The sequence below is a fragment of the Nocardia sp. NPDC059177 genome, from assembly GCF_042755165.1.
Taxonomy (GTDB): Bacteria; Actinomycetota; Actinomycetes; order Mycobacteriales; family Mycobacteriaceae; genus Nocardia.
In genome coordinates, this window is sequence record NZ_JBHZBX010000014.1 from 48,529 (window position 1) to 74,603 (window position 26,075).

At 70.1% G+C, this 26,075-nt stretch carries 26 protein-coding genes; 18 read left to right on the forward strand and 8 right to left on the reverse strand.

The genetic code is table 11. The features are described 5' to 3' along the window. The first annotated feature begins 123 nt into the window (after positions 1-123). Positions 124-1,326 carry a benzoate/H(+) symporter BenE family transporter gene (locus tag ACFXK0_RS18650; protein WP_379411671.1) on the forward strand — a complete coding sequence of 401 codons (1,203 nt, stop codon included), beginning with the start codon at positions 124-126 and terminating at the stop codon, positions 1,324-1,326. Positions 1,327-1,670: 344 nt separating this feature from the next. Here the strand turns inward: ACFXK0_RS18650 and ACFXK0_RS18655 are convergent, their stop codons facing one another. The 3 genes from ACFXK0_RS18655 to pdhA are packed head-to-tail and all read right to left on the reverse strand — an operon-like array spanning position 1,671 to position 5,063. Beyond that, the gene (locus tag ACFXK0_RS18655; protein WP_379411673.1) at positions 1,671-2,996 is read right to left on the reverse strand and encodes a dihydrolipoamide acetyltransferase family protein; all 1,326 of its coding nucleotides are present in this window, start codon (positions 2,994-2,996) and stop codon (positions 1,671-1,673) included. A gap of 16 nt (positions 2,997-3,012) precedes the next feature. After that, complete coding sequence (locus tag ACFXK0_RS18660) at positions 3,013-3,984, reverse strand: alpha-ketoacid dehydrogenase subunit beta (RefSeq protein ID WP_379411674.1); 972 nt, start codon at positions 3,982-3,984, stop codon at positions 3,013-3,015. Next, the gene (gene pdhA, locus ACFXK0_RS18665; protein WP_379411675.1) at positions 3,981-5,063 is read right to left on the reverse strand and encodes a pyruvate dehydrogenase (acetyl-transferring) E1 component subunit alpha; all 1,083 of its coding nucleotides are present in this window, start codon (positions 5,061-5,063) and stop codon (positions 3,981-3,983) included. Before pdhA ends, ACFXK0_RS18660 begins: the two co-directional genes overlap by 4 nt. 170 nt (positions 5,064-5,233) lie before the next feature. Between pdhA and ACFXK0_RS18670 the strand changes: the two genes are divergently transcribed. The 3 genes from ACFXK0_RS18670 to ACFXK0_RS18680 all read left to right on the forward strand — a co-directional run bounded on the left by ACFXK0_RS18670 (position 5,234) and on the right by ACFXK0_RS18680 (position 6,959). Continuing rightward, complete coding sequence (locus ACFXK0_RS18670; protein ID WP_379411677.1) at positions 5,234-5,752, forward strand: Lrp/AsnC family transcriptional regulator; 519 nt, start codon at positions 5,234-5,236, stop codon at positions 5,750-5,752. A 22-nt stretch (positions 5,753-5,774) separates the two neighbouring features. Then, positions 5,775-6,578 carry an SDR family oxidoreductase gene (locus ACFXK0_RS18675; protein ID WP_379411678.1) on the forward strand — a complete coding sequence of 268 codons (804 nt, stop codon included), beginning with the start codon at positions 5,775-5,777 and terminating at the stop codon, positions 6,576-6,578. A gap of 162 nt (positions 6,579-6,740) precedes the next feature. Beyond that, positions 6,741-6,959 carry a hypothetical protein gene (locus tag ACFXK0_RS18680; protein ID WP_379411680.1) on the forward strand — a complete coding sequence of 73 codons (219 nt, stop codon included), beginning with the start codon at positions 6,741-6,743 and terminating at the stop codon, positions 6,957-6,959. Here the strand turns inward: ACFXK0_RS18680 and ACFXK0_RS18685 are convergent. Then, complete coding sequence (locus tag ACFXK0_RS18685) at positions 6,956-7,381, reverse strand: acyl-CoA thioesterase (RefSeq protein ID WP_379411835.1); 426 nt, start codon at positions 7,379-7,381, stop codon at positions 6,956-6,958. The genes ACFXK0_RS18680 and ACFXK0_RS18685 overlap by 4 nt on opposite strands. A 171-nt stretch (positions 7,382-7,552) precedes the next feature. Between ACFXK0_RS18685 and ACFXK0_RS18690 the strand changes: the two genes are divergently transcribed. From ACFXK0_RS18690 to ACFXK0_RS18700, 3 genes are read left to right on the forward strand one after another with little or no spacing between them, the layout of a single operon-like run. Further along, positions 7,553-9,001 (forward strand): serine/threonine-protein kinase, encoded by a 1,449-nt coding sequence (locus ACFXK0_RS18690; RefSeq protein WP_379411682.1) that lies wholly within the window; start codon positions 7,553-7,555, stop codon positions 8,999-9,001. Between the two features lie 26 nt (positions 9,002-9,027). After that, on the forward strand, positions 9,028-10,281 hold the full coding sequence (locus tag ACFXK0_RS18695) for a hypothetical protein (protein ID WP_379411684.1): 1,254 nt from the start codon (positions 9,028-9,030) through the stop codon (positions 10,279-10,281). After that, complete coding sequence (locus ACFXK0_RS18700; protein ID WP_379411685.1) at positions 10,278-11,735, forward strand: serine/threonine-protein kinase; 1,458 nt, start codon at positions 10,278-10,280, stop codon at positions 11,733-11,735. The genes ACFXK0_RS18695 and ACFXK0_RS18700 overlap by 4 nt, the downstream gene beginning before the upstream one ends. Positions 11,736-11,878: 143 nt before the next feature. Here the strand turns inward: ACFXK0_RS18700 and ACFXK0_RS18705 are convergent, their stop codons facing one another. After that, entirely contained in the window at positions 11,879-12,829 is a 951-nt protein-coding gene (locus ACFXK0_RS18705) for an AraC family transcriptional regulator (RefSeq protein WP_379411686.1), read from the reverse strand. Positions 12,830-12,910: 81 nt separating this feature from the next. On the opposite strand from ACFXK0_RS18705, the gene ACFXK0_RS18710 reads away from it, so the two are divergent. The 3 genes from ACFXK0_RS18710 to ACFXK0_RS18720 all read left to right on the forward strand — a co-directional run bounded on the left by ACFXK0_RS18710 (position 12,911) and on the right by ACFXK0_RS18720 (position 15,345). Continuing rightward, positions 12,911-13,756, forward strand: a complete 846-nt coding sequence (locus ACFXK0_RS18710; RefSeq protein ID WP_379411687.1) for an NAD(P)H-binding protein — start codon at positions 12,911-12,913, stop codon at positions 13,754-13,756. Positions 13,757-13,853: 97 nt separating this feature from the next. Further along, positions 13,854-15,092 carry an MFS transporter gene (locus tag ACFXK0_RS18715; protein ID WP_379411689.1) on the forward strand — a complete coding sequence of 413 codons (1,239 nt, stop codon included), beginning with the start codon at positions 13,854-13,856 and terminating at the stop codon, positions 15,090-15,092. Positions 15,093-15,114: 22 nt separating this feature from the next. Beyond that, positions 15,115-15,345 carry a hypothetical protein gene (locus ACFXK0_RS18720; protein ID WP_379411690.1) on the forward strand — a complete coding sequence of 77 codons (231 nt, stop codon included), beginning with the start codon at positions 15,115-15,117 and terminating at the stop codon, positions 15,343-15,345. On the opposite strand, the gene ACFXK0_RS18725 is transcribed toward ACFXK0_RS18720, so the two are convergent. Further along, positions 15,346-16,500, reverse strand: coding sequence for a DUF5925 domain-containing protein (locus ACFXK0_RS18725; RefSeq protein WP_379411692.1), 1,155 nt, complete (start codon positions 16,498-16,500; stop codon positions 15,346-15,348). A 109-nt stretch (positions 16,501-16,609) separates the two neighbouring features. On the opposite strand from ACFXK0_RS18725, the gene ACFXK0_RS18730 reads away from it, so the two are divergent. Further along, positions 16,610-18,175, forward strand: a complete 1,566-nt coding sequence (locus ACFXK0_RS18730) for an MFS transporter (RefSeq protein WP_379411693.1) — start codon at positions 16,610-16,612, stop codon at positions 18,173-18,175. Positions 18,176-18,244: 69 nt separating this feature from the next. Here ACFXK0_RS18730 and ACFXK0_RS18735 read toward each other — a convergent pair whose 3' ends face one another. Beyond that, a complete protein-coding gene (locus ACFXK0_RS18735) occupies positions 18,245-18,910 on the reverse strand; it encodes an MspA family porin (protein WP_379411694.1) in 666 nt (221 codons plus the stop codon). Between the two features lie 37 nt (positions 18,911-18,947). Continuing rightward, complete coding sequence (locus ACFXK0_RS18740) at positions 18,948-19,583, reverse strand: MspA family porin (RefSeq protein WP_379411836.1); 636 nt, start codon at positions 19,581-19,583, stop codon at positions 18,948-18,950. A 199-nt stretch (positions 19,584-19,782) separates the two neighbouring features. Here ACFXK0_RS18740 and ACFXK0_RS18745 point away from each other — a divergent pair, with 199 nt between their 5' ends. From ACFXK0_RS18745 to ACFXK0_RS18775, 7 genes are read left to right on the forward strand one after another with little or no spacing between them, the layout of a single operon-like run. After that, positions 19,783-20,781, forward strand: coding sequence for a FecCD family ABC transporter permease (locus ACFXK0_RS18745; protein WP_379411695.1), 999 nt, complete (start codon positions 19,783-19,785; stop codon positions 20,779-20,781). After that, on the forward strand, positions 20,778-21,833 hold the full coding sequence (locus ACFXK0_RS18750; protein ID WP_379411696.1) for a FecCD family ABC transporter permease: 1,056 nt from the start codon (positions 20,778-20,780) through the stop codon (positions 21,831-21,833). The genes ACFXK0_RS18745 and ACFXK0_RS18750 overlap by 4 nt, the downstream gene beginning before the upstream one ends. Positions 21,834-21,841: 8 nt before the next feature. Next, the gene (locus tag ACFXK0_RS18755) at positions 21,842-22,654 is read left to right on the forward strand and encodes an ABC transporter ATP-binding protein (RefSeq protein WP_379411698.1); all 813 of its coding nucleotides are present in this window, start codon (positions 21,842-21,844) and stop codon (positions 22,652-22,654) included. A gap of 5 nt (positions 22,655-22,659) precedes the next feature. Beyond that, on the forward strand, positions 22,660-23,673 hold the full coding sequence (locus tag ACFXK0_RS18760; RefSeq protein WP_379411699.1) for an ABC transporter substrate-binding protein: 1,014 nt from the start codon (positions 22,660-22,662) through the stop codon (positions 23,671-23,673). Beyond that, on the forward strand, positions 23,670-24,896 hold the full coding sequence (gene entS, locus ACFXK0_RS18765) for an enterobactin transporter EntS (RefSeq protein ID WP_379411701.1): 1,227 nt from the start codon (positions 23,670-23,672) through the stop codon (positions 24,894-24,896). The genes ACFXK0_RS18760 and entS overlap by 4 nt, the downstream gene beginning before the upstream one ends. Further along, positions 24,893-25,732: a siderophore-interacting protein gene (locus ACFXK0_RS18770; protein ID WP_379411703.1), complete on the forward strand. Its 840-nt coding sequence runs from the start codon at positions 24,893-24,895 to the stop codon at positions 25,730-25,732. The genes entS and ACFXK0_RS18770 overlap by 4 nt, the downstream gene beginning before the upstream one ends. Positions 25,733-25,735: 3 nt before the next feature. Further along, complete coding sequence (locus ACFXK0_RS18775; protein WP_379411704.1) at positions 25,736-25,951, forward strand: phosphopantetheine-binding protein; 216 nt, start codon at positions 25,736-25,738, stop codon at positions 25,949-25,951. Positions 25,952-26,075: the final 124 nt, after the last annotated feature.

The window sequence follows — 26,075 nt, forward strand, 5'->3', positions numbered from 1 at the left end:
GCGAGCCGGGAGTGATGGCGTTCGCACTGCGCGCGACTGGACCGGCCGGGTGATCTGTCGATCAGGCCAGTTTCGCGGGACTGGCAGGTGACACCGGGTAGGCGGGCGGGCAGTATCTGCGCAATGTCGCAGGTCTCCACCACCACCCCGGATGTCGTCGGCGAGCGGGCGGGGATCGCGCAGCCGCTCGGGGCGGGGGCGATCACCGCGCTGGTCGGGTTCACCAGTTCGTTCGCGGTGGTGCTGAGTGGGTTGCGGGCGGTGGGGGCCAGTCCCGCGCAGGCGGCGTCGGGGCTGCTGGTGCTGTGCCTGACGCAGGGTATCGGCATCCTGGCGCTGAGTTTCCGGTACCGGATCCCGATCACGCTGGCCTGGTCGACGCCCGGTGCGGCGCTGCTGGCGAGCACCGGACTGGTCGCGGGCGGGTGGCCGGGCGCGGTCGCGGCCTTCGCGGTGACCGGTGTGCTCATCGTGATCACCGGGCTGTGGCAGCGGCTGGGCGCGCTGGTCGCGGCGATTCCGGTGCCGATCGCGCAGGCGATGCTGGCCGGCGTGCTGGTGCCGCTGTGCCTGGCGCCGGTGCAGGCGCTGCGGACCTCGCCCGCGGTGGTGGTGCCGGTGATCGTGGTCTGGCTCGTCCTGCAGCGATTCGCACCGAAGTGGGCGGTGCTGGTCGCGTTCGCGACCGCGGCCGTCGGGACCGGCATCGACATCGCGGTGAATCACCGGCAGCTCGAGCTGGCCGCCATGGTCCCGACGGTGGAATGGACTGTTCCGCACTGGCAATGGCAGGCGGTGGTCGGTATCGCGATCCCGCTCTATATCGTCACCATGGCTTCGCAGAACATCCCCGGCGTCGCGGTCATGCGCTCGTTCGACTTCCAGGTCCCGTGGCGCGCATCGATGCTGGTCACCGGTATCGGCACCATCGCCGGTGCCGCGGCGGGCGGGCACGCCGTCAACCTCGCCGCCATCAGCGCCGCCCTGGCGGCGGCCCCCAGCGCGAGCCCCGACCCGAAACGCCGCTGGATCGCCGCGGCCACCGCGGGCGCCACCTATCTCGTCCTCGGCCTGGCCTCCGCCGCCTTGGTCACCCTGATCGCCGCCGCCCCCGCGGGCACCCTCGAAACCGTCGCAGGCCTGGCCCTGCTCGCCACCCTCGCCGCCGCCCTCACCGGCGCCCTCAGCGACCCCGCCCACCGCATGTCCGGCCTCGTCACCTTCCTGGTCGCCGCCTCCGGCACCACCCTCTTCGGCATCGGCGGCGCCTTCTGGGCCCTCATCGCCGGCCTGACAGTCCGCCGCTTCCTCCCGCGCGGCACCTGAAAGCGCCAGTCCCCCAACATCTCTCACCCATCGCCTCCGTCGCCGACGGCCCCCGAACCGCTGCCCGGACTCCCCATGCCGCCGGGACCAGACGTGGCCGAGCCACCTCCTGGACAAATGATCACCAGGCCACCAGGGATTTCGGCTCTCGGGCGATGCCTACCTGAAGGCCTGGTGATCATGTGTCCAGATCGCTTGGTCCGGCTCCGATCAGCTGGATACCGGACAGCTGGCTGGTGAGGGGACGGCGACCTGGGTCGCCAGGGGACTCGTTCCCGGCTTGGTAGCCCCCTTTCTCACCGCCGGGTGGGCTGTGTTCACCGTCGTGACGGTTCGGATATCGCTCAGACTCGGCTGAGGAGGGTGAGGGGGTCCTCGAGGTAGCTCGCGGTGGTGGCGAGGAATCGGGCGGCGAGTTCGCCGTCGATCATGCGGTGGTCGAAGCTGAGGCCGAGGGTGGTCACCCAGCGGACGGCGAGTTCGTCGCGGTGGACCCAGGGGCGTTTGCGGATCGAGCCGAGGCAGAGGATGGCGGCTTCGCCGGGATTGACCAGGGGGACACCGGAATCCACGCCGAAGACGCCCACATTGGTGATGGTGAAGGTGCCGCCGCGCAGGTCGGCGGGGGTGGCGTTGCCGGAGCGGGCGTTCTCGGCCGACCAGCTGATCTCCCGGCAGAGCTCGCGCAGGCTCAGGGTGTGCGCGTCCTTGAGGTTGGGGACGAGCAGGCCGCGCTCGGCGGCGACCGCGATGCCCAGGTTCACATAGTGCTTGGTGACGATCTCCTGGCTCTGTTCGTCCCAGGCGGTGTTGATCGCGGGATACTCGGCGATCGCGGCGAGGGTGGCCTTGGCGACCAGCGCGAGCGGGGTGAGAGTGAGGCCGTCGAAGGACTTGGTGGTGCGCAGATGGTCGAGCAGTTCCATCGAGGCCGTGCAGTCGACGGTGACGAAGGTGCTGGCCTGCGGGATGGTGCGGGAACTGGCCTGCATGGCGGCGGCGGTGCGCTTGCGGATACCGGAGATCGGGGTGCGTTCCTCGCGCGCGGTCGGTTCGATCAGGCCGCCGTCGGTGTCGGTGACGCGGGTGTGCGGCGCGGGCGCGCTCTCGCCGTTGCGGGCGGGGGTGCGCGGCGTGGTCACCGGGACCGCCGTGCGCACGTCCTCGACGGTCACCGCGCCCTCGGGCCCCGACCCGGCGACGAACCACAGGTCGATGCCGAGTTCCTTGGCCAGCTTGCGCGCCGCCGGTGTCGCGGCCGCGCGGTGGGTGCTCGGGGTGCTCGCCGCCATGGCCGCCGCCGGTGCGGGTCTGCGTCTGCGCGAAGTGCTTTCGGCCTCCGGCCCGTAGCCGACGAGCACGTCGTTGCGGGCGGTGTTGTCGGCGGCCGGGGGCTGCTGGACCGCGAGATCGTTGCGCACCCGGATCAGCGGCGCGCCCACCGGCACCGTGTCACCGGGCTGGGCCAGCAGCTCGACGACGACTCCGGAGAACGGCGAGGGCAGCGCCACCACCGCCTTCGCGGTCTCCACCTCGGCGATGGTCTGGTTCAGTTCCACCCGGTCGCCGACCGCGACCGACCACGACACCAGATCGCCGTCGGCCAGGCCCTCCCCCAGGTCGGGGAGGCGGAATTCGAGAACATGACCGTCGTCGGCTTGTTCCGGCACTAGGGCACCTTTCTGGTCACGCGAGACAGCGATCGACGGCCGCCAGGATGCGGTCGGGGTCGGGCAGGTGGTGCTTTTCGAGCTTAGCCGGGGGGTAGGGGATGTCGTAGCCACCGACCCGCAACACCGGCGCCTCGAGGTGGTAGAAGCAGCGTTCGGTGATCCGGGCGGCGATCTCGGCGCCGAGCCCGGCGAAGACCGGCGCTTCGTGCACCACGATCAGCCTGCCGGTCTTGTCCACCGATTCGGCGATGGTGTCGACGTCGATCGGCGAGAGACTGCGCAGATCGATCACCTCGAGCGAATGTCCTTCCTCCGCGGCGATCTTCGCGGCGGTGAGCGCGGTGGCGACGGTGCCGCCGTAGGCGACGACGGTGGCGTCGGCGCCGCGCGTGCACACCCTGGCCTGGTGCAGCGGCAGGTCCGGTTCGCCGTCGAAATCCACGTCGGCCTTGTCCCAGTAGCGGCGTTTCGGTTCGAAGAAGACGACCGGATCGTCGAGTGAGATGGCCTGGCGGATCATCGAATACGCGTCGGCCGGGGTGCTCGGCGAGACGACCCGCAGGCCCGCGGTGTGCGCGAAATACACTTCGGGCGATTCCGAATGGTGCTCGACCGCGCCGATGCCGCCGCCGAACGGAATGCGAATCGTCAATGGCGCCTTCACTTTACCGCCGGTGCGGTAGTGGATCTTGGCGACCTGGGAGACGATCTGATCGAAGGCCGGATAGACGAACCCGTCGAACTGGATCTCCACCACCGGCCGGTACCCGCGCAGCGCCATGCCGAAAGCCGTTCCGACGATGCCGGATTCGGCCAGTGGCGTGTCGATGACCCGGTTGTCGCCGAAGTCCTTCTGCAGCGTGTCGGTCACCCGGAACACCCCGCCGAGGCGGCCGATGTCCTCACCGAGCAGCACGACCTTGGCGTCGTCGTCCATCGAGCGGCGCAGCCCGGTGTTGAGCGCCGCGGCGAAGGTGGTGATCATGACTGCGCTCCTTCGGCGAGGTAGTCCGAGAACTGCTGTGCCTCTTCGGCGATCAGCGGATGCTCGGTGGCGTAGACGTGGTCGAACATGCGGCGCGGATCCGGGTCGGGCATTTCCAGAGTCGCCGCGCGCACCCGCCGGGCGATGTCGTCGGCGGTCTCGGCGACGTGGCGGGCGAAGTCCGGATCGAGCAGGCCCTCGCGGTCGAGCAGCAGCCGCATCCGTTCGATGGGGTCGCGGTGCGCCCAGTATTCGGTGTCGGCGGCGGTGCGGTACCTGGTCGGGTCGTCGGCGGTGGTGTGCGGGCCCATCCGGTAGGTCATCGCCTCGATGAAGGTGGGTCCGCCGCCGCCGCGGGCGCGTTCGATCGCCTGCCGGGTGACGGCCAGCACCGCCAGCACATCGTTGCCGTCGACCTGCACCCCGGCCATCCCGTAGCCGTCGGCGCGGCGCACCAGCGGCACGTGGCTCTGCACCGACACCGGTTCGCTGATGGCCCACTGGTTGTTCTGGCAGAAGAACACCACCGGCGCGGTCCAGGCGGTGGCGAAGCCGAGCGCTTCGGCGATGTCGCCCTGGCTGGTCGCGCCGTCGCCGAAGTAGGCGATGGTGGCGATGTCGGCGCCGTCGAGGTGGGCGGCGTAGGCGTAGCCGGTGGCGTGCAGGCCCTGGGAGCCGACCACGATATTGGCGTTGGTCATCCGCACCGCTTCGGGGTCCCAGCAGTGGTGGGCGACCCCGCGCCACAGCGCGGTCAGCTGTTCGGGCGGCACGCCGCGGCAGTAGGCCACCGCGGTCTCGCGATAGGAGGAGAAGACGAAGTCGTCGGGGTGCAGGGCGTGGGCCGAGCCGACCTGGGCGGCTTCCTGGCCCAGTAGCGGCGGCCACAGGCCCAGCTGCCCCTGGCGCTGCAACGCGGTCGCTTCGACGTCGATCCGGCGGGTCACCACCAGGTCCTCGTAGAGTTGCCGCAACTTCGTGGCGTCGACATCGGCGACCAGTGCGGCGTGTTCCCGATCGAACACGCGACGGCCGTCGGGCTGTACCAGCTGGACCGGGTAGGTCTGCTTCTCCGACATCGAGATCGCCTCCTCACCACCGCGCCTTGTGGGCCGATGCAGGTTCGACAATCGCTGAGTGCGATGTGTATCACTCAGCATCCACGATAATGCCGACTGCGCAAGCGTCCGACACGCGAGTGAGCAGAATGCACGATCTAGACGTGCCGCTCGCTGTCATACTGCGTTGTATGACCAGTCGCGAACCCGACGCCGTGACCCTCGACGCCACCGACGCGCGGCTGCTGCGCGAACTGATCACCACCCCGCGCGCCACCGGCGTGGAACTCGCCGCCCGCCTCGGCCTCTCCCGCAACACCGTGCAGGCCCGGCTGGCCCGCTGGGACGCGAGCGGGGTGCTGGGCAGCTTCGAGCGACGCGTGGACCCGCGAGCGCTCGGCTACCCGCTCTCGGCCTTCGTCGCGGTGGTCGTCGACCAGCATCAGCTCGACGCCGTCGTCGACGAACTCGCCCGCGTCCCCGAGGTCACCGAGGTGTGCGGGATGACCGGTTCCACCGATCTCACCGTGCGGGTGGTCGCCCGCGATGCCGACGACCTGTATCGCATCGCCGGGCAGATCCTCAAGATCCCCGGTGTCGAGCGGACCAATATGGCGCTGGTGATGCGCGAACTGGTCGGCCCGCGCACCGGACCGCTGCTGGACCGCCTGGCCGGTGGCGAACTGGGCCGGAATTCTTCCCCGTCGTGACGGCCGCCGTTAGGGTGCGGGCATGGAGATAGCAGGCAAGGTCGCGATCGTCACAGGTGCGGGCGGGGGTATCGGCGCGGGTCTGGCGCGCAGGCTGGTGGCCGGTGGCGCGCGGGTCGTCGTCGCCGATCTGGACGCCGACGCGGCGGCGAAGGTGGCCGAGGAGCTGGGCGCGCAGGCGATCGCGGTCGGCGGGGACGTGACCGACCGGCTGGTCATCGCCGAACTCATCGCGGCGGCCGAGCTCGAATTCGGCCCGGTCGACCTGTATTTCGCCAACGCGGGCATCGGCGGCGGCCCCGGGCTCGACAGCACCGAGGCGCAGTGGTCGGCCGCGCTCGAGGTCAATGTGCTGGCGCATGTGCGCGCCGCCGAACTGCTCGTCCCCGGCTGGGTCGAACGCGGCAGCGGGTATTTCGTGTCGACCGCGTCGGCGGCGGGTCTGCTGACCCAGATCGGTTCCGCGCCGTACTCGGTGACCAAGCACGCGGCGGTCGGTTTCGCGGAGTGGCTCTCGGTGACCTACGGCGATCAGGGCGTGCGGGTGAGCTGCCTGTGCCCGATGGGCGTGGACACCCGGCTGCTCACCGGCGAGCTGATCCCCGACGATCCGGACGCCTCGGCGCTGGCCATCAAGGCGGTGAAGACGGCGGGCAAGGTGCTCTCGACCGAGGAGGTCGCCGAGACCGTCGTCGCGGCCATGGCCGCCGAGCATTTCCTGATCTTGCCGCACCCGGAGGTGCTGGAGATGTACCGGCACAAGGGCGCGGACTACGACCGGTGGATTTCCGGCATGCGCCGCTTCCAGGCGATGTTGCGGGCGTAGAAACCGGCCGGTTCGCGCGATCCGTCCGTTTTCCGCCGGTCGCCGAACTCGCCGCCGCGATTTCACCGGAGGTAGCCACATGATCGCTCGATCCCTGCCACGATGACTTCGAGCGCCGGTCACGATCCGCTGCCCGGCGCAGGTCTACGCGGAGATCCGGCGATGGCGAAATTGACGTACTTCAAGAAGGTCAGGGACGACAACGGCGAGGTGGAATACCATTTCGGCCCGAGCCGGGAAGCCCTCGACGCCGCGCTGGTGATCGACAAGGCCACCTTCGCCGCCGTGCCGGGCACCCAGTCCAGCACGCCGGCGGGTCAGATCATCCTGCGGGCCCGCCGGGCCGGCGAGTGGCCCGAGGTCGGCGTCATCACGTCCTAGCCGGTGACCAGTTCGGCGGCCGCCGCACGGATGACCTCGGGGATCGCCACCGGTTTGCGGGTCTGGTGGTCGACGTAGACGTGCACGAAATCGCCGGTCGCGGCGAGTTCGAGACCGGCGTCGGTGTCGCGGAAGATCGCCAGATCGTAGGTGATGCTCGAGTTGCCCAGCCGCGAGATCCGCAGCCCGACCTGCAACTGGTCGGGGAAGCTGACCGAGCCGTGGAACCGGCACGAGGTCTGGGCGACCACACCGAGCGCGGGCAGCGCGGTGATGTCGGCGCCGGTGGCCCGCATCAGCCAGGCGTTCACCGCGGTGTCGAAGTAGGAGTAGTAGGTCACGTTGTTCACGTGACCGTACTGGTCGTTGTCGGCCCAGCGGGTCGGCATCGGCCACAGCACGGGGTAGGTCATGGCCCTCATCATGGCAGCACCGCCGCAGGCCGGCGACGACAGCGCGCCCGCACGGGCACGGCGCGATTGCCGCGCACCGATCGGCGGATTCCCCTACGATCGTCGTATAAATCGCTGCGACAACATGTTTCGAACTGCCGATGGTTTGCGGGCGATCATCGGTCGTGGATAGGTACGCCGATGGGGGAGCTGGGCGCGGGCGCGATGTTCGCCGGATACCGGGTGGTGCGCAAACTCGGGGCGGGCGGGATGGGCCAGGTCTATCTGGTCGATCATCCACGCCTGCCGCGCCGCGAAGTGCTCAAGATCCTCGCCGAGGAACACCTGGTAGACCACGAATTCCGGGAGCGGTTCCTGCGGGAGGCCGATCTCGCGGTGCGGGTGCGGCATCCGAATCTGGTGGACGTGCACGATCGCGGCACCGAGGCGGGCCAGCCGTGGCTGGCCATGCGCTATATCGAGGGCACCGATGTGGCGCGGTTGATCGCCGCTGGCCCCGCCGCGATACCACCCGAACGCGCCCTGTGGATCGTCGCCGAGGCGGCGAAGGGGCTCGACGCGGTGCACGACGCGGGGATGGTGCACCGCGATGTCAAACCGGCCAATATCCTCCTCGAAGAGCGGCCGGACGCGCCGCCACGGGTACTGGTCACCGATTTCGGGATCGCCAGGGCGGTGGACGAGTCGCATCGGCTGACCGAGACCGGGACAGTGCTGGCCTCGCTGCCCTATGCCGCGCCGGAGCAGTTCACCGGCGACGAGCTCGATCGGCGCGTGGACGTCTACGGCCTGGGCTGCACGCTCTACCAGATGCTCACCGGCAGTGTGCCTTTCCCCCGCGATTCGGTCGGCGAGATCATGCACGCGCATCTCACCGCGCCACCACCACGGCCGCGGCTGGCCGATTCCGCCCGATCCACGGCGATCGCCGCCGTCATCGCCACCGCGATGGCGAAGGACCCCGGTGACCGTTTTCCCACGTGTGGGGAACTGGCCGCGGCGGCCGCGGCGGCCTGGGCCGACCCGATTGATCCGGGCCGCTCCCGGTCAGTGCGGCGGCGCGCCGGATACGTGATCGCGGCGCTCGTCGTCTGCGCCGGACTGGCCGGGGCGTGGATCGGGTGGGGCGGGTGGCATCGCGTCGAGGCGGGCACCGCCACGCCGGAAGGGTCCGCCTCCGACATCACCGCGTCGTGGGGGCGGTACCGCGACGTGGCGGAGGCGCTGCCCGGACTGGTATCCGCGCATCCGCAAGGCACCGGATACCAGGACAGCACCTGCCGCGCGGTGGACGAGAACTACGACATGCTGTCGCTGAGCACTCCTGTGCCGGTGGCCAGGTTGACCTGCTTCGGGAGTTCGCCCGTGCGATTCACCGTCACTTGCAATACCGACCGGTCGCCGTTTCCGCATGAGCACGAGGTACCGGTCGTGGCGGGCACGCGGCAGTGGACGCGCGAGTCGGGCACCGGCCACCTCACCTGGGGTCGGGACGCGGCGACGGACGGATCTGGACTGCTCGTCGTGACCTTCGACGACACTGCCCGCGAGTTCTGCCGGATCCGGGTCAGCGGCACGGCATCAGGAGACGAACTGCTGCGGGCGTGGTGGCGTGAGGCGCCGCTGTGACACTGCGCGGAGAACACGGAGGAACCATGCCTGCCTGGTCATCGACGGTGTCGCGGCGGCTCGTCATCGGCGCGGTGGCGCTGCTGCCGTTGCTGGCGGCCTGCACAGCACCGCAGCGAGGCGTCGATCTCAGCGTCCTCGATGTGGGTCCGCACAGTCGCGTCCCCCTCGACGTGCCCGCCAATGACGACCCCCGGTACGGCCGGATCATCGAATCGGTCCGGATGGGCGAAGCCATCGCCGACCCGGCCGACGCCGACCCGGCGCTGGTCTACGACAACGGCGTCTTCAGTATCCGGGCGCTCCCCGAACCGGCGGACGCGGTCAGCGTGCTCGCCGACGCGGTGCGCCCGGTACTGGAAAGACACGGCATGGTCGCCGGATTCATGGTCGGCGCCACCGATACCGAAACCGAGGACGCGGTGCTGCCAGGTCAGGCCCGCGTGCTGACCGTGGTCCTGCTGCGATTTCCCGATGACGAGGCGGCCCGCGCGGCAGCGACCGAGATCGATGCCGCCGACGCGGCGGTCAGCGCGGACAACACCCCCGTCACCCTCGCGACGCGTCCGCTGGCCCGCGCGCATTGGCGGCCGGGCATCCCCAGCCTCGCCGCGACCGAGGCACTCGGGCCGTTCGTGGTGAGCGTGCTGGTCGGGCACACCGCACCCGATATCGAGGCCATGACGGGACTGGCCGACAGCGCGCTCACCGCCCAGCGACTGACGCTGACCGGCTTCGAGCCGACGCCGCTGTCCCAGATCCCCACCCTGCCCCTGGACACCGACGGCATGTTGCGCCGGACGGTACCCACGGTGCCGGGCGAGTGGCCGTATCCGAGTGTCGAGGTCCTCGACAACGGGCCCAATGCCGACTGGGACGACGGCGCCGCCTTCGAGGGCGTGGTGCTGGGCGAACGCGCGACCTATTTCTGGCGCGGGCGCGGCGGCCCGGACAAGGACACCACCATCGACCGGCTCACCAGTGGCGACCTGACCTCGGTCTGGCGATTCCGCGACCGTGAGCTGGCCCGAACGGGTTTCGGCAACGCCGCCGACGCGCTGCGCGCCGATCAGCGGCGCACCCCCGTCGACGGGCCCGCCGGCGTCCCCGATGCGGCGTGCGGTGATCTGACCGAAATCACCAACGTCTATCAGGAAGCCACCCGGGTGTATTGCGTCGTTCGGCACGACCGGTACATGGCGGCGATCTTCGGGCGCACCGCCGACGAGGCCCGGCAGCGGGCGGCGGCGCAATACGCGCTGCTGGTCGTCACCGAGTGAGCCGGCGAGCCGATCACCTCGGCGTCGGCGAGGTGATCGCGGGCTATCGGATCGAGCGGCTGCTGGGGCGCGGCGGGATGGGCAGTGTCTATCTGGCCCGGCATCCGCGCCTGACCCGTTCGGACGCGCTGAAGGTGCTGCTGCGCACCGATCCGACTGTGCGGCAACGATTTCTGCGGGAGGCCGAACTCGTCGCGCGGCTGGAACATCCGAATATCGTGCCGGTCTACGATCGCGGGGCCGAGCAGGACCGGCTGTGGATCGCCATGCGCTTCATCGACGGAACCGATTGCGCGCAGCTGCTGCGCGCAGGCCCGCTCGCGCCGGCCCGGGCTGTCGGCATCATCACCGCGGTCGCCGCCGGCCTCGACCACGCGCACCGCCACGGCATCGTGCATCGCGATGTCAAACCCGCCAATATCCTGCTCAGCGAGCATCCCGACGGTGACCGGGTCTTCGTCACCGATTTCGGGATCGCGCACCCGATCGGGGACAGCGCGGTCACCGCGTGCGGCGCCCTGATCGCCACCCCCGCCTACGCCGCACCCGAACACATCACCGGCGCCGAGCCCGGCATCCGGGCTGACGTGTACGCACTCGGCTGCACCCTGTTCGAGCTGCTCACCGGGGTCGTGCCGTTCGCGCGCCCGTCCGCGCTGGCGGTTCTCAATGCCCATCTCGGTGATCCACCGCCCCGACCCAGCGCACTGGACCCGTCGATGCCTGCGGCCTTCGACGCGGTCATCGCGCGGGCGATGGCCAAGGACCCCGCCGATCGCTTCGCCGGCTGCGGTGAGCTGGCCACCGCCGCCACGGCGGCCCTGCGTGGGATCGCACCCACGGTGCGGGCCAGGCCGGTGCGGCGTCGCCGGGTCCGGCTGGTAGGCGTGATCGCCACCGTCCTCGTCGTGGCGGCCGCGATCGCCGCGACGATCCTGTGGCGCGGTGAGCCCAGCGCCCCGGTCGCCGCGCCGCCACCGTCACCCTCGGTGACCCCGGCCGCTCGAGGTCCTTGGGAGGCCCATCAATTCATCGTGGACGCGTTCCCGAGCCTGCTGCCGCCGACTCCGGCGGCGACGGGTCACCAGGGCCTGAACTGTGCGCCGACGGATTCGACGGGCAATGCGGTAGCGCTGTCGGAGGTCGGTGGCTGGGGTGTGCTGAGCTGTACCGGCGACGGCCAGCCGGTGGACCGGGTGCAGGCGCTGTGCCGCGCCGACCGCACCGACGCGTTCATCATCCCGATCGGCGACGCGGCCATCGAGGGCGACGAGTCATGGACCCGGGACTCCGGGCAGGGCCGGATCATCTGGAGCACCATGCCCGGTGCGACCTCGGGCGCGATCCAGATCCAGTTCCGCGATGCCGCGCGCAAGCACTGCTGGTTGCTCGTGCTCGGCGGCGCGACCGGGCAGCAACTGTATGACCGGTGGTGGTTGTCGGCCCCACTGTGAGCGCCCCTTTCTCCTCGGCGTCGGTGCGCACGGGTGGACAGCGCGGCCGTACCGCAGATGCGTTCAGGCAGAGGACGACAGCGCGGCCGCAATGCAGATGCGCTCAGACCGACGACGACAGCGCGGCCGCACCGCAGAGCCGCTCAGGCCGACGAGGACAGCGCGGCCGTACTCCCCTGCCGGTGGTCGCGGGGGCTCACCCCGAAGTGTCGTTTGAACGCGGTGCTCAGGGCGAAGGCGCTGCCGTAGCCGACCTGGTGGGCGATGGCTTCCACGGTGGCGTCGGATTCGGCGAGCAGGTCGGCGGCCAGTGACAGCCGCCATTCGGTGAGGAAGGTCATCGGGGGTTCGCCGACCAGGTCGGTGAAGCGGCGGGCCAGCGCGGCCCTGGACATGCCGACCGCCTCGGCCAGCGCGACGACCGTCCACGGATGCGCCGGGTTGTGCTGGAGCAGCCGCAGGGCCTTGCCGACCAGCGGATCGCTGTAGGCGTGGTACCAGGCGGGGGCGTCCGCGCGCGCGAACCAGGCGCGCAGGGCCGCGATGAGCAGCAGGTCGAGCAGGCGGTCGAGGACCGCGCCCTGGGCGGGGCGATCCTTGGTGGCCTCGTCGACGAGCAGGTCGAGCAGGCGGGTGTCGAGTTCACCGCGCGGCAGCACCGCGACCTGCGGCAGGGCGCGCAGCAGCCGTCGGCTCACCGCGCCGGCGGATTCGTAGGTGCCGGTCACCATCAGGGTCTCGCCGTCGGGGTCGGTCCCCCACTGCCGGACGCCCAGACTCAATGTCTCGCACAGAATCTCACCGTCGGGTGTGGTGGTGACCTGGCCCGGCTGGATGATGATCTGCGGTGCGGTCTCGGGGTTGTCGGCCACCGTGTACGGCCGCGGCCCACGGAACACCGCGACATCACCCGCGACGAGCTGCCGTGGCGGCTCGGAATCAGTACTGACCCAAGCCTTTCCACGGATCATCGCCAGCACCGTCAACGGCGCCTCGTCCTGGATCCGCAGCGACCACGGCGGGTCGAGCAGCGAGCACATCAGGAACGCGCCGCGGGCACGTGGACCTTCGAGCAATCCGGCTAACGCATCCACCCTGTCCACAGTAGACGACCGCGCATGTCCGCGAGCGGCGCGACGATGTCGCCGCGACCGCGCGGACGGTGTACTTGGTTCATGCCAAACAACGCTTCTCACCAGCAGCTTTCTCTCATCACCGGCGGGACCGGCAAGACCGGCGGCCGGGTCGCCGCGCTCCTGGCCGCCACGGGCGCGCCGGTCCGGATCGGCTCGCGCACCGCCGCGGTCCCCTTCGACTGGGAGGATCGCGCCACCTGGGCGCCCGCGCTCGACGGCGTCGGCGCGGTCTACCTCGCCTACCAGCCCGATCTCGCCGTCCCCGGCGCACCGGATGTGGTGCGCGCCTTCACCGCGGCCGCCCGCGCCGCCGGCGTGCGCTCGGTGGTGCTGCTGTCGGGCCGCGGCGAGCCCGAGGCGCTGGAATGCGAACAGATCGTGCGGGATTCGGGCTTGAGCTGGACCATCGTGCGGTGCAGCTTCTTCGCACAGAACTTCAGCGAGGGCGCGTTCGGGCCCGATGTGCTCGCCGGCGCGGTCGCCCTGCCCAACGGCGATGTCCCCGAACCGTTCGTGCACGCCGACGATATCGCCGAGGTGGCCGTCGCCGCCCTCACCGACCCCCGGCACGCGGGCGAACTCTACGAGTTGACCGGCCCGCGCGCCCTGACCTTCGCCGAAGCCGTCGGCGAGATCGCCGAGGCGACCGGGCGCGAGATCGCCTTCATTCCCGTCACCCGCCCGGAATTCGTTGCGGCCCTGGCCGAATACCAGGTCCCCGGCGACGTGATCTCCCTGCTCGACTACCTCTTCGGCACCATCCTCGACGGCCGCAACTCCGCGACCGCCGACGGCGTCCGCCGCGCACTCGGCCGCGACCCCCGCGACTTCCGCGACTACGCCAAGGAGGCTGCCGCCACCGGCGTATGGACACCTCAGTCCTAGCGCTGGTCGATTGATCACCACACTCCAGTGGCGCCGCCACCGGAGTGTGGTGATCTTGTACCGTCGCCGGCGCGGGGGCACCGGTAGCGTCGGGGTGGTGGGTTCAGGGAAGGTCGACCGGCGGTTGCGGCGGGCCAGGGGCGCGGTGTTCGGCGTGTTCACGCTGAACGGGTTCCTGCTGGCCATGTGGGTGGTGCACATTCCGGCGATCACCGACCGGACCGGGGTGTCGGCGTCGCTGCTGGGGATGTTCATCCTGTTGCTCGCGGGGGCCGCGATCGCCGGGATGCGGCTGGCGGGCCCCGCGGCGGACCGGTTCGGCAGCCGGACGCTGGTGACCGTCGCGGCGTCGGCCATCTCGGTGACGGTGCTCGGGCCGGGGCTGGCGACCGGGCCGGTGACCCTGGCGATCGCGCTGGTGTGTTTCGGGATCGGCAACGGGGCGCTCGATGTCTCGATGAACACCCAGGCGGTCCATGTCGAACGCGCCTACAACCGGCCGATCATGTCGGCGTTCCACGCGATGTTCTCCGGTGGCGGCTTCGCCGGTTCCCTGGTGGGCGCGGGCGCCCAGCACGCCGGGCTGTCCCCGCAGCTGACCTTGACCTGCTCGGGTGTCCTCGGGCTCGGCGTCACCGCGCTGCTGGTTCCGCATCTGGTCCACCACCACGAACCCGAAACCAGCTCGCGCGCAGAACGATACGACAGTGCCACGGCGATCATCACCGCCGACCCGGGTCACGCCGCCGTAGCGCGGACGGACCGCCCGGTCGACCGCGATCAGCGCCGCAGTGCGCGAACCCGAAAAGTGATCTCGCTCGGGGCGATCGCGTTCGTGCTCCTGCTCGCCGAGGGCGTGGCCGGCGACTGGAGCGCGCTACAGGCCCGCGAACATCTCGGCGCCACCGAGGCCGACGCCGCCCTCGCCTTCGGCGCCTTCTCCGCCACCATGACCCTGGGCCGGTTCCTCGCCGACCGGGTGAGCGGCGCCTTCGGCCCGGTCGCCATCGTCCGCTACGGCAGTCTGCTCGCCGCCGCCGGATTCGGCGTCGTCATCGTCTCGCCGTGGCTGCCGCTGACCCTGCTCGGCTGGGCCATGTGCGGGCTCGGTCTCGCCGGTGGCGTCCCCCAGATCTTCAGTACCGCAGGCAATCTCGGTGGCACCACGGCCGCCACCGACATGTCCCGGGTGTTCACCGTCGGCTATCTCGGCCTGCTCGCCGGGCCCGCCATGATCGGCTGGCTCACCGCCATCGTCCCGCTCACCACAGCGCTGCTGGTCCCACTGATCCTCACCTTGGCCTGCGCAGCCGCCGCGACGACGGTCAGCCGCTGAGCGCGCTCGCTACGCTGGTCAGATGTTCGCCAACGATCGGCTCGAAGCGAAACTCGTCCGGCTCGAGCGCAAGCTCGACCTGATCATGAAACACCTCGGCATCACCGACCCCGCTTCGGAGTTCGATTTGAGCGAGGTCGACGAACTGCTGCGGCGCGGCAAGAAGATTCAGGCCATCCGCGCCTACCGCGCGCTGCGGCCGGACGCTTCGCTGGTGGAGGCCAAGGACGCGGTCGAAGCGCGGCAGGTCTGATCACAGGTACATGCCGACATCCGGGGTGTGGTCGGTGGTCGACTGGATGTGGATGTCGCCGTCGCGGTGGGCGACCAGCTCGGCGAGGGTGGCGCCGTCGGTGAAACTCCCGGCGCCGGTGTGGTTCTGGCGGGCCAGCCAGTCGCGGGCCTCGGTCGCCGAGAGCCTGCCGACCTCGAGCTGAGCCAGGCAGCGGCCGGGGCGGACCACCGCAGGGTGCAGGCGGGAGAGGTCCTCGTTGGTGGTGATGGCGATCAGCACCTTGCGGCCCTGGCCGAGCATGCCGTCGGTGAGGTTCAGCAGGCGCGAGAGCTTCTGTCCCGCAGCCTCTTTGGCCTCGCCGCGAATGAGTTCGTCGCAGTCCTCCAGCACCAGCAGGCGCCAGCGGGAGTCCTCGTCGTCGCCGTCGGCGCCCGCCGCCACCTCCATGAGATAGCCGGGATTGCTGAACAGTTCCTCCGGATCGACGACACAGTCGACCTGACACCACGGCGCCCACGCCCTGGCCAGCGCCCGCAACGCGGTGGTCTTGCCGGTACCGGGCTCGCCGTGCAGCAGCACCAGCCTGCCGCGAACCTCGGTGACGGCCAGGCCCATCAGCCGGTCCAGGCCCGCCGCTACATCAGCGGCGTAGTTGCCGCGGATCTCCGGCCAGACCGGGGCCGTGATCTGCCTGCGACGGCGCGCCGGCCTGCGCACATCCATGTGCCAGAAACCCATTTCGACGGTGGCGTCGGCATCGCGTGGCTGGGCCGCGCCCTCGGTGGCCTCGGCCAGGACCGCGATCGCGAGTTCGTCGGTGCTCGCGGTCACCTCGACGGTCGCCGAACCGCCGCCCCAGCGCACGGCGCGCAAGGACCAGCCGTCCCCGGCGGCGAGCAGTGCGCTGCTGTCGTCGTCGGCGACGGCGCGCACGATGCGCGAGCCGGCGGGACGCAGCGCGGCGTCGGGGCGGGCCCGGTCCAGGTGCGCCTGCCGGGCGAAGGGTTGGTCACCGCGCAGGAACGGCGCGAGCGCCAGGGCGTCGATGGCGTCGCGGGTGGAATAGGTGGAGTCGATGGTCGCCGACCACGGAAACGGCTCGCCCGGATCCTGCGGCCGACGCGGCGGATCGACGAGCCGGAGCGGTTCATTACGTGTGGACACCGAGCCCATACTCGTGGCCCGATGCCGGGAATGTCCAATGAGTTCTCGGCGGGCCTGCCCACCCAGGCGCCGGAAAACCGCTGGCACGGATGGCCGAACCGTCGGTAACGTCAAGCGGGTGACCTCCACCCAGAGCACTCAGCCTGCCGAAGACGCGGTCCCGCCAGCGGGGCTCAGGGAGTGGATCGGATTGGCGGTGCTCGCACTGCCGACGCTGCTCATCTCGATGGACCTCAGCGTGCTCTACCTCGCGATCCCGCAGATCAGCGAGGCCTTGCAGCCCAGCAGCTCGCAACTGCTGTGGATTCTCGACATCTACGGCTTCCTGGTGGCGGGCTTCCTGATCACCATGGGCACCGTCGGTGACCGCATCGGCCGCCGCAAACTCCTGATGATCGGCGCGCTGGCCTTCGGCGTCGCCTCGGTGGTCGCCGCGTACTCGACCAGCGCGAGCATGCTCATCGGCACCCGCGCACTGCTCGGCGTTGCGGGCGCGACACTGATGCCGTCGACCCTGGCGCTGATCCGCAACATGTTCCACGACGACCGCCAGCGCACCGCCGCGATCAGTGTGTGGATGACCAGCTTCATGGTCGGCATGGTGATCGGCCCGCTGGTCGGCGGTGCGATGCTCGAGCACTTCTGGTGGGGTTCGGTGTTCCTGGTCGCGGTGCCTGCGATGGTGCTGCTGCTGGCGAGCGGCCCGTTCCTGCTGCCCGAATACAAGGACCCGAATCCGGGCAAGCTCGATCTGCTCAGCGCGTTGCTGTCGCTGCTGTCGGTGATGGCCGTCATCTACGGCGTGAAGGAACTGGCCAAGGACGGCTGGGCGCTCGACGCGGCCGCGGTGCTGGTGGCCGGGCTGGTGCTCGGCGCGATCTTCGTGCTGCGTCAGCAGCGGCTGACCGATCCACTCATCGATCTGCGCCTGTTCGGCAATGTGCGCTTCAGCGGATCGCTGGTCGCGCTGATGGTGGCCATGCTGGCGATGGGCGGGTTGTTCCTGCTGCTGTCGCAGTATCTGCAACTGGTGCTCGGTCTTTCGGCCTTCGAGGCAGGATTGTGGACGGTGCCGCAGGCGCTGGCCATGGTGGTGGCGGCGGGCGTGGTGAGCGCGCTGGCGCCCCGGATCAGGCCCGCCTATCTGATGACCGGCGGTCTGGTGCTCGCCATGGCCGGGTACGCGCTGTTCACCCAGCTGGCCGGCGCCGACGATCTCGCGCTCATCGTCACCGGCATGGTGGTGTTCTCACTCGGGCTGAGCCCGATGTTCGTGCTCGGCCTCGATCTCATCGTCGGCGCGGTGGACCCGGCGCGGGCCGGTGCGGCCTCGGCGATCTCCGAGACCGGGCAGGAGCTGTCCAGCGCGCTCGGGGTCGCGGTGATCGGCAGCATCGGCACGGCGGTGTATCGCGGGCAGATGGCCGAGCGGCTACCCGCCGGGCTGCCTGCCGAGATCGCCGACACCGCCGAGGACACCCTCGCCGGCGCGCTGCACATCGCCGCCGCGCTGCCCGGCGAGCTCGGCACCGAGCTGACCACCGCCGCCCGCCAGGCCTATACCCATGCGCTGCAAGTGAATTCGCTGGTCGGGATCGGGCTCACCGCCGTGGCCGCCGGATTGGTGATGGTGCTGCTGCGCCACATCCCGGCCCCGAACGACAGCGCCGACAAGCCCAGCTGACCCCGGACAGACGACGGACCCCGCCGGGAGCGCGCAGCTCCGGGCGGGGTCCGAACTCGCCGGAAGCGATCAGCCGAGGCTGAACGGCTGGCCCCACAGGCGCAGCTCCGAGCGACCGAACTGGGTGGTCACTTCGACCGCGACGAAGGAACGCGCCTGGGCGTAGCCCGCGCAGCCCGACAGGCCCAGGGTCGAGTCGGCCCAGGTCACCGAGCCGCTCTCGCCGAAGAACTTGATGGCGGGAACGCTGCTCTGCTCGCCGTAGGCGTCCGGGCCCTCGACATCGAGCAGCCAGAAGGTCGACGCCTGGCCGGGGCCCAGGGTCAGGTTGCCGCCGGTGGTCACACCGCCGCTGCCGTTGCCCGAGGCGTTGACCGCGCCGTTGGCGCCACCGGTGGCGTTGCCGCCGGAGATGTCGACCTGGCAACCGACGACGTAGCCCGGGTAGATCTTGACGCCCTTGTGCTCACCGTGCACCTGCACCTCGGCCCGGCCGGAGGCCCAGACATTGCGGTGCAGCGGGGTCGCGCCCATGGACGGGTTGATGTTGACCGATTCGTTGACCAGGCGGATGGTCACCGGGGTGCCGTCGGGCAGCGTCTGGGTGATCTCGCCGCCGGGCAGCGGGATGAAGGTGTCGGCGTTCGCGGCGCCGGTGGAGAACAGACCGAGCGCGACAGCCGCGGCGCCGGCGACACCGGCCAGGCGGGCGGTCGCCTTCTTGAAGGTGGTCATGGAGAGATTCCTATTCGTCGAAAAGGGGGCGACCAGGTCAGCCGATGCTGAACGGAGCACCGTAGAGGGTGGTCTTGGAGTAGTTGTCGCCGATAATCTCCACGACGGTGTAGGCGCGCGCCTGCGCGTAACCGGCGCAACCCTGGATCTGCAGCTCGACGTCCTTGTAGCTGACGTGGTAGTTGCCCTTTTCGAGGATGTCGAAGCCCTCGATGCCGACCCACTTGACCTCGCCCGGACCGATCTTGACGCCGATCGAGCCGCCGGCGTTCACGCCGCTGGTGGACAGACCACCGGAGACACCGGCCGAGATCGCGTTGTCGGAGATGCTCACCTGGCAGCCGACGATGTAGCCGGTGTTGATGCGCGAGGCGCCGTGCGTCGAGGAGTTGTTGGTGCCGTCGCGGCCCGAGCCGCCGACCCACGGACGAGCCTCACCCTTCGGGGTCTCGGCGACCTCGGCCAGCACGGTTCCACTCACCCACGCGACTCGACCGGCACCGTTGGCCGCCATCGACGGCGAGATCAGGGCGCTTTCGGCCACTCGCTTGATCACCACACCGGGCCCGGCCTTCTCGCCGTCGGGGAGGGGAACAAAGGTGTCCGCGTTCGCCGTTCCGCCGGCAACGGCCAGTGCGGCCGTGGCCGTGGCCAGCGCGGTGGCCGCAAGCATTTTTCGCATCGTGGATGTCCTCATCAACTGTTGTGACCGATTTGCACCGATCTTGAACAGCAGGGACTTTAGACAGGTTAGCCTCACCTAGCAAGATCTTGCTTCGGCTAACTCTCCGACCAGGCAAGGCTCACCTACCTAACTCTTTCTTAGGCTAACCTCCCAAGTGGAGTAGTTCGACGTGAGAGAGATTCCCCTGATGAGAAGTCCGCGCTGGTGCGGCTGGTTGCTGACGGTCGCGTTGCTGATCGCGGCCTGTTTGCTGAGCCTGCTGGTCGGCACGAAATCGATTCCGTTCGGCGAGATCTGGCTGGCCCTGACGGGCCCGGCGACAACTCCCGACCACGTCACCGTGACCGAATACCGGCTGCCGCGAACGATCCTCGGGCTGCTCGCCGGACTGGCCCTCGGCGTCGCGGGCTGCCTGATGCAGGGCCTGACCCGCAATCCGCTCGCCGACCCCGGCCTGCTGGGCGTCAACGCGGGCGCGGCCTTCGCGATCACGGTCGCGGTGGGCGTGTTCGGCATCGGCGAGATCACGTCCTACGTGTGGTTCGGCTTTCTCGGCGCCGCGCTGGTCTCGGTGGTCGTCTACCGGCTGGGTACCGCGGGCCACGCGGGCACCGATCCGATCCGGCTGACCCTGGCCGGCGTCGCGGCCACCGCGGTACTGGGCGGCCTCACCAAGGGCCTTATCCTGCTCGACCCCAAGGCTTTCGACGAGATGCGGCGCTGGGACGCCGGTTCGCTCACCGGCCGCGGATTCGACATCATCGCCGGCGCCACACCGTTCATCGTGGTCGGGCTGCTGCTCGCCGCGGCCTGCGCGCGCTCGCTCAACGCCGTCGCCCTCGGCGACGACCTTGCCCGCTCGCTCGGCGTCAATGTCACCCGCACCCGGCTGTTCACCGCACTGGCGCTGGTGCTGCTGTGCGGGACCGCGACCGCGGCCGTCGGCCCGATCGCCTTCGTCGGTCTGGCGGTACCGCACATCGCCCGCTGGCTGGTCGGTCCCGACCAGCGCTGGATCTTCGCGTACTCGCTGGTGCTCGCGCCACTGCTGGTACTCAGCGCGGATGTCCTGGGCCGCATTGTCATTCGGCCCGACGAAGTACCCGCCGGCCTGGTCACGGCATTCCTCGGCGCGCCGATGCTGATCTGGCTGGCACGCCGTTCACGAGTGGGGGCTGACACATGAGTACGAAAATCGACTTCGGGCGAGCCATGCTCGTGGTGCGGCCACGGCGCTCGGGACTGGCCACCAGGATCGGCCTGCGCACCGTGGTGGTGTGCGCGATTCTGCTCACCATCGCCGTCGTCACCGCCGTCCTCGCGCTGGGGACCGGCGATTTCCAGATCCCCGCCGTGCGCGTGCTGCGAGCGCTGTTCATCGGTGACGAACGCTTCGACCGGCTGGTCGTGTGGGATTGGCGGCTGCCGCGCATCCTGATGGCGCTGGCGCTGGGCGCCGCGCTCGGGGTCAGCGGCGCGATCCTGCAATCGGTCACCCGCAATCCGCTGGGCAGTCCCGACATCGTCGGCTTCAGCACCGGCGCCTACACCGGCGCGCTGCTGGTGATCCTGATCTTCGGCGGCGGCAACTTCCAGACCGCGGCCGGGGCGATGATCGGCGGCCTCGGCGCCGCCCTGGTGATCCATCTGCTGGCCTTCCGGCACAACGTGACCGGCTTCCGGCTGATCATCGTCGGTATCGGGGTGAGCGCCATGCTGGCCTCGGTCAACACCTGGCTGATCATGCGGGCCGACCTGGACGCGGCGATGTCGGCGGCGGCCTGGGGCGCGGGCACGCTCAACGGGATGTCCTGGTCGCAGGTGGCGCCGACGATGATCGTGCTGGCCGTGCTGACGATGGCGCTGATCCCGGCCGCGCCCCGCCTGCAGATCCTCGAACTCGGTGACGACACCGCCCGCGCCCTCGGGCTGAACGCGAGCAAGGCCACCGGCTGGCTGATCGCGCTCAGCGTCGGATTCACCTCGCTGGCAACGGCACTCGCCGGGCCGATCGCCTTCGTCGCGCTGGCCGCACCCCACCTGGCCCGCAAACTCACCCGCACCCCGTCGATCGCGCTGGTCCCCGCCGCGATGATGGGCGCGACCCTGCTGATCACCTGTGACTGGATCGCCCAGCACGCCTTCGCCCCGACCACCATCCCGGTCGGCATCGTCACCGGTTCGATCGGCGGCCTGTACCTGGCGTATCTGCTCGTCGCCGAAGCGCGACGCAAATAGGAAGCGATATGAAAGACACTCACGCCGCGCGGTTGCGCGCCGACCAGGTTCGCCTCGGCTACAAGGGCCGCACGATCAGTGATCAGCTCTCCGTGGATATCCCGGACGGCAAGTTCACGGTGATCATCGGCCCGAATGCCTGTGGCAAGTCCACGCTGCTGCGCGCGCTGGCCCGCCTGCTGGCCCCCGAATCCGGGACGGTGCTGCTGGACGGCAAATCGGTGACCGACTACCCGGCCAAGGAATTGGCCCGTCAGGTCGGCCTGCTGCCGCAGACCTCGACCGCGCCCGACGGTATCCGGGTGGCCGATCTCGTCGCGCGCGGCCGTTATCCGCACCAGACGCTGCTGCGGCAGTGGTCACGCACCGACGAGGAAGCCGTCGCGGACGCCATGGCGGCCACCGGAGTCACCGAGTTGTCGGCGCGGCCGGTCGAGGAGCTCTCGGGTGGTCAGCGGCAGCGGGTGTGGATCTCGATGGTGCTCGCCCAGCAGACACCGATCATCCTGCTCGACGAGCCGACCACCTATCTCGACATCGCCTACCAGATCCAGCTGCTGGATCTGTGCCGCTCGCTCAATCGCGAGTCCGGACGCACGGTAGTCGCGGTCCTGCACGACCTCAACCATGCCTTCCGCTACGCCGACCACCTGATCGCCATGCGCGACGGGCGCATCGTCGCCGGCGGTCCCCCCGCCGACATCGTCACCGCCGAGCTCGTGCACGAGGTGTTCTCGCTGCGCTGCCGGATCATCGACGACCCGGAAACCGGTACGCCACTGGTGATTCCGCTGGCGGAGAACGCCGCACAGGTGCATTGAAAGAAATGAGGAAAACCCCGTCCATGTTCACCAACCGATCATCGGGCCGGCTCCGCGCCGCCCTCGCCCTGCTGGTCCTCGCGCTGGTCGCGGTGCTCACCGCGTGCGGCAATTCCTCCTCCGACACCGCCGCCGCAGGCCCGCGTGAGGTGCCATCGGCGAAGGGGCCCGTCAAGGTGCCCGCCGACCCGCAGCGCGTCGTCGTGCTCAACGGCAACCTGGCCGGCTACCTCTACGACCTCGAGGCCACCGTGGTCGCGGCGGATCCGCGCCTGCTCGGTGTGCCGAACAAGCCGGGCGAGTTCCCCACCGGCTGGGCCGCCGACGCCAAGGAACAGGGCACCCAGGCCGTGCCCTCCGGCGACAACATCAACCTCGAGTTCATCGCCGCCCAGCGCCCCGATCTGATCATCGGTGGCGGCCAGGGTTACCCGGGCCAGCAGTCGGTCAACGCCTACGACCAGCTCAGCGCGATCGCCCCGACCGTGCTGATGCCGACCGAGACCACCAATTGGCAGGACCAGCTGCGGTTCATCGCCGAGACCGTGAACAAGCCCGCCAATGTCGACACCCTGATCGCCAACTACCAGGCCAAGCTGACCGAGGCCAAGGCCGAGATCAACGCCCCCGCCGGGGCGACCGCGGTGCTGCAGTCGATCAAGAGCCAGAAGCCGACCGTCTTCGTGCCCACCGCCGCCCTGCCCTCGCTGCTGGCCGAGGTCGGCTTCACCCTCGACACCCAGGTCGAGGCCAAGGCGGGCAACCCGGCCAAGGAACAGAGCGCCGACTTCATCAGCTTCAGCCCGGAGCTGATCAACACCGTGATCGACGCGCCCGTGCTGTTCGTCATCCCGCTCAGCGGCGGCCGTTCGCTCGAGGAACTGCGCGCCGATCCGATGTACGCCACGCTGCCCTCGTTCACCGCGAACACGGTCTTCGAACTGCCCGCCACCAGCTCGCGGCCCGACTACCGCACCGTGATGGCCACCCTCGATCTGCTCGTGGAGCGCTTCAAGTGACCGCTACCGGCGGACTGCTCATCGACCTCAGCCCGCTGCGGGCCTCGCGCCCGTTCCGGTGCGCGTTCGCGGCGCGGCTGGTGTCGGTGCTCGGTATCGGGCTGCTCATGGTGGCCCTGCCGTTGCAGGTCTACGAGCTGACCGGATCGAGTGTGCACGTCGCCGGGGTCGCCACCACGACCGCGGCGGCGCTGTTCGCCGGCAGTCTCGCCGGTGGTGTGGTGGCCGACCGCTACGACCGCCGCTCGGTGATCCAATGGTCGCGCAGCGCGGCGGGTATCGGCTTCCTGCTGCTCGGGATCAATGCCGTGCTGCCCGACCCGTTCCTGTCGGCCATCTATCTGGCCGCCGTCATCGACGGGCTCGCGGGCGGGGTGAGCGGTTCGGCGCTGATGGCCATGGTTCCGGTGCTGGTCGGCCGCGAGAAGGTGGCGGCCGCCGGCGCGCTGGTCTCGCTGACCACCGACCTCGGCACCATGGTCACCCCCGCCTTCGCCGGCCTGCTGGTCGCGAAAACCGGTGTGGCCACGGCCTATTTCCTCTGCGCGCTCGCCACCACCGCGACGGTCGGGCTGATCACCGCGATCGGTCCGTCGCCGCCGCCGAAGCGCGATCTGGAGAACCCGGTGCGCGAGCTCGCCGCCGGGATCTCCTTCGCGGCGCGCCACGAATCCATCCGGCTCATCCTGCTGACCGGCCTGATCGGCATGCTTGTCAGCGGCCCGCTGGTGCTGCTGCCCGCCTTCGCCGATGTCGAACTGCACGCGGGCGCGGGCACCCTCGGCCTGCTGTACGCGGCGCCCGGCGCCGGCGCGGTGCTCGGCACGCTCACCAGCGGCTGGATGTCGCGGGTCAATATCGGCCGGGCGCTGCTGATCTCGCTGGCACTGATGCCGATCGGGGTGATCGCGGCGGGGCTGTGGTCGCACGCGGCGCTGGTGTTCCTCGGGCTCGCCGGGTTCGGCCTGGCCAGAGCGGTGAACATGGTGCTGCGCTACACCATGCTGCAGCAGGCGGCGCCCGACCACATGCGTGGACGCATGTCGGGTCTGCTCATGGTGCAGTCGGTCGCCGGTACCGCGGTCGGTTCCATGGTGGCCGGCGTCGTCGGCCAGATGTTCGATCCCGGACGCGCGCTCGTGCTCTACGGCGTCGCGGTCCTGGTACTCACCGGCCTGATGGCACTCGCCGCCGGGCCGCTGCACAGAAAGGAACAACGGTGAAGGATCGCAGTGCCTACGCCGAGGCCATCGCCGAGGTGCTCGCCGGCGAGCACTACGCCAAGGTGCCGTACCCGATCGGGTTGCAGGAGGTGGAGGTGCTGCGGGTCGTCCCCGTCGGCGCCGCGCTGCTGCGGATCACCTTCGGCGGCCCCGACATCGCGAAGTTCCACAGCTATGTGCCGGATGAGCATGTGCGCCTGATCTTCCCGGGTGACGACGGTGTGTTGCGGCTGCCCAAGCTCGAGGGCCAGATGCTCGAGTGGGGCAACCCGCGACCGGTCTCGCGCGAGTACACCGTGCGCCGCCACAGCGTCGCCGACGGCGAGCTCGACATCGAGTTCGTCATCCATCCCGGCGGGCTGGCCTCGGATTGGGCGAGCTCGGTCACCCCGGGCACCAAGGTCTACATCGCCGGTCCGCCCGGCGGCGTGGTCATCCCGGAGTCCTACGACGACTATCTGCTCGCCGGTGACATCACCGCGCTGCCCGCCATCGCCCGCTGGCTCGAGCGTATGCCGCGCGACACCACCGGCTGGGTGTTCATCGAGGTGGCCGGTCCCGCCGAGGAGGTCCCGCTCGACCCGCCCGCCGGGATGCGCGTGCGCTGGCTGCACCGCGGCGAGCTCGCCCCCGGCACCAGCGACGTCCTCGAGCAGGCCGTGCGCGAGGTGGAAGTCCCTGCGGGACAACGGGTCTACGCGTGGGTGGCCGGCGAGGCAGGCGTGCTGCGCGGGGTCCGCAAGATCATCCGCAACGACCTGGGCATCGGCCCCAAGGACTCGCTCATCGCCGGCTACTGGAAGCGCGGCGTCGCCGACTTCGATCGTGAGGAATGAAAGATGACAGACGAACAAGTGATCGGTGATGTCGCCGGTGTGCTGGGTGTGGACCCGGCCGAGCTGACCGCCGAGACCGATCTGCTCGATGCCGGACTGGATTCGGTGCGCATCATGTCGCTGGTGGAGAAGTGGCGCGCGGCGGGGCATGCGGACATCGATTTCCCCACGCTCGCGGGCGATCCCGTGCTCGGGTCCTGGATCGAGCTGCTGGCCTGAGCCGCGGGGGGGGGGGGCCCGGCCCCCCCCCCCCCCGCCGGAGTTTCCGGGGCGGCCCGCGGGCGCGCGCAGGCCGCCCATCAAGCGGGGGGGGATGTCGCCCCCCGCGGGGGGGGGGAGGTGG

Excerpts from the sequence above, each read along its gene's own strand:
- ACFXK0_RS18670 (WP_379411677.1), top strand. The coding sequence starts at position 5,234 with ATGACCAGTCGCGAACCCGACGCCGTGACCCTCGACGCCACCGACGCG.
- ACFXK0_RS18750 (WP_379411696.1), top strand. The coding sequence starts at position 20,778 with ATGAGTACGAAAATCGACTTCGGGCGAGCCATGCTCGTGGTGCGGCCA.
- ACFXK0_RS18650 (WP_379411671.1), top strand. The coding sequence starts at position 124 with ATGTCGCAGGTCTCCACCACCACCCCGGATGTCGTCGGCGAGCGGGCG.
- ACFXK0_RS18775 (WP_379411704.1), top strand. The coding sequence starts at position 25,736 with ATGACAGACGAACAAGTGATCGGTGATGTCGCCGGTGTGCTGGGTGTG.
- ACFXK0_RS18660 (WP_379411674.1), bottom strand. The coding sequence starts at position 3,984 with ATGATCACCACCTTCGCCGCGGCGCTCAACACCGGGCTGCGCCGCTCG.
- ACFXK0_RS18680 (WP_379411680.1), top strand. The coding sequence starts at position 6,741 with ATGGCGAAATTGACGTACTTCAAGAAGGTCAGGGACGACAACGGCGAG.
- ACFXK0_RS18740 (WP_379411836.1), bottom strand. The coding sequence starts at position 19,583 with ATGCTTGCGGCCACCGCGCTGGCCACGGCCACGGCCGCACTGGCCGTT.
- ACFXK0_RS18690 (WP_379411682.1), top strand. The coding sequence starts at position 7,553 with ATGGGGGAGCTGGGCGCGGGCGCGATGTTCGCCGGATACCGGGTGGTG.
- ACFXK0_RS18675 (WP_379411678.1), top strand. The coding sequence starts at position 5,775 with ATGGAGATAGCAGGCAAGGTCGCGATCGTCACAGGTGCGGGCGGGGGT.
- ACFXK0_RS18720 (WP_379411690.1), top strand. The coding sequence starts at position 15,115 with ATGTTCGCCAACGATCGGCTCGAAGCGAAACTCGTCCGGCTCGAGCGC.
- pdhA (WP_379411675.1), bottom strand. The coding sequence starts at position 5,063 with ATGTCGGAGAAGCAGACCTACCCGGTCCAGCTGGTACAGCCCGACGGC.
- ACFXK0_RS18760 (WP_379411699.1), top strand. The coding sequence starts at position 22,660 with ATGAGGAAAACCCCGTCCATGTTCACCAACCGATCATCGGGCCGGCTC.
- ACFXK0_RS18735 (WP_379411694.1), bottom strand. The coding sequence starts at position 18,910 with ATGACCACCTTCAAGAAGGCGACCGCCCGCCTGGCCGGTGTCGCCGGC.
- ACFXK0_RS18725 (WP_379411692.1), bottom strand. The coding sequence starts at position 16,500 with ATGGGCTCGGTGTCCACACGTAATGAACCGCTCCGGCTCGTCGATCCG.
- ACFXK0_RS18710 (WP_379411687.1), top strand. The coding sequence starts at position 12,911 with ATGCCAAACAACGCTTCTCACCAGCAGCTTTCTCTCATCACCGGCGGG.
- ACFXK0_RS18695 (WP_379411684.1), top strand. The coding sequence starts at position 9,028 with ATGCCTGCCTGGTCATCGACGGTGTCGCGGCGGCTCGTCATCGGCGCG.
- ACFXK0_RS18755 (WP_379411698.1), top strand. The coding sequence starts at position 21,842 with ATGAAAGACACTCACGCCGCGCGGTTGCGCGCCGACCAGGTTCGCCTC.
- ACFXK0_RS18745 (WP_379411695.1), top strand. The coding sequence starts at position 19,783 with ATGAGAAGTCCGCGCTGGTGCGGCTGGTTGCTGACGGTCGCGTTGCTG.
- ACFXK0_RS18685 (WP_379411835.1), bottom strand. The coding sequence starts at position 7,381 with ATGAGGGCCATGACCTACCCCGTGCTGTGGCCGATGCCGACCCGCTGG.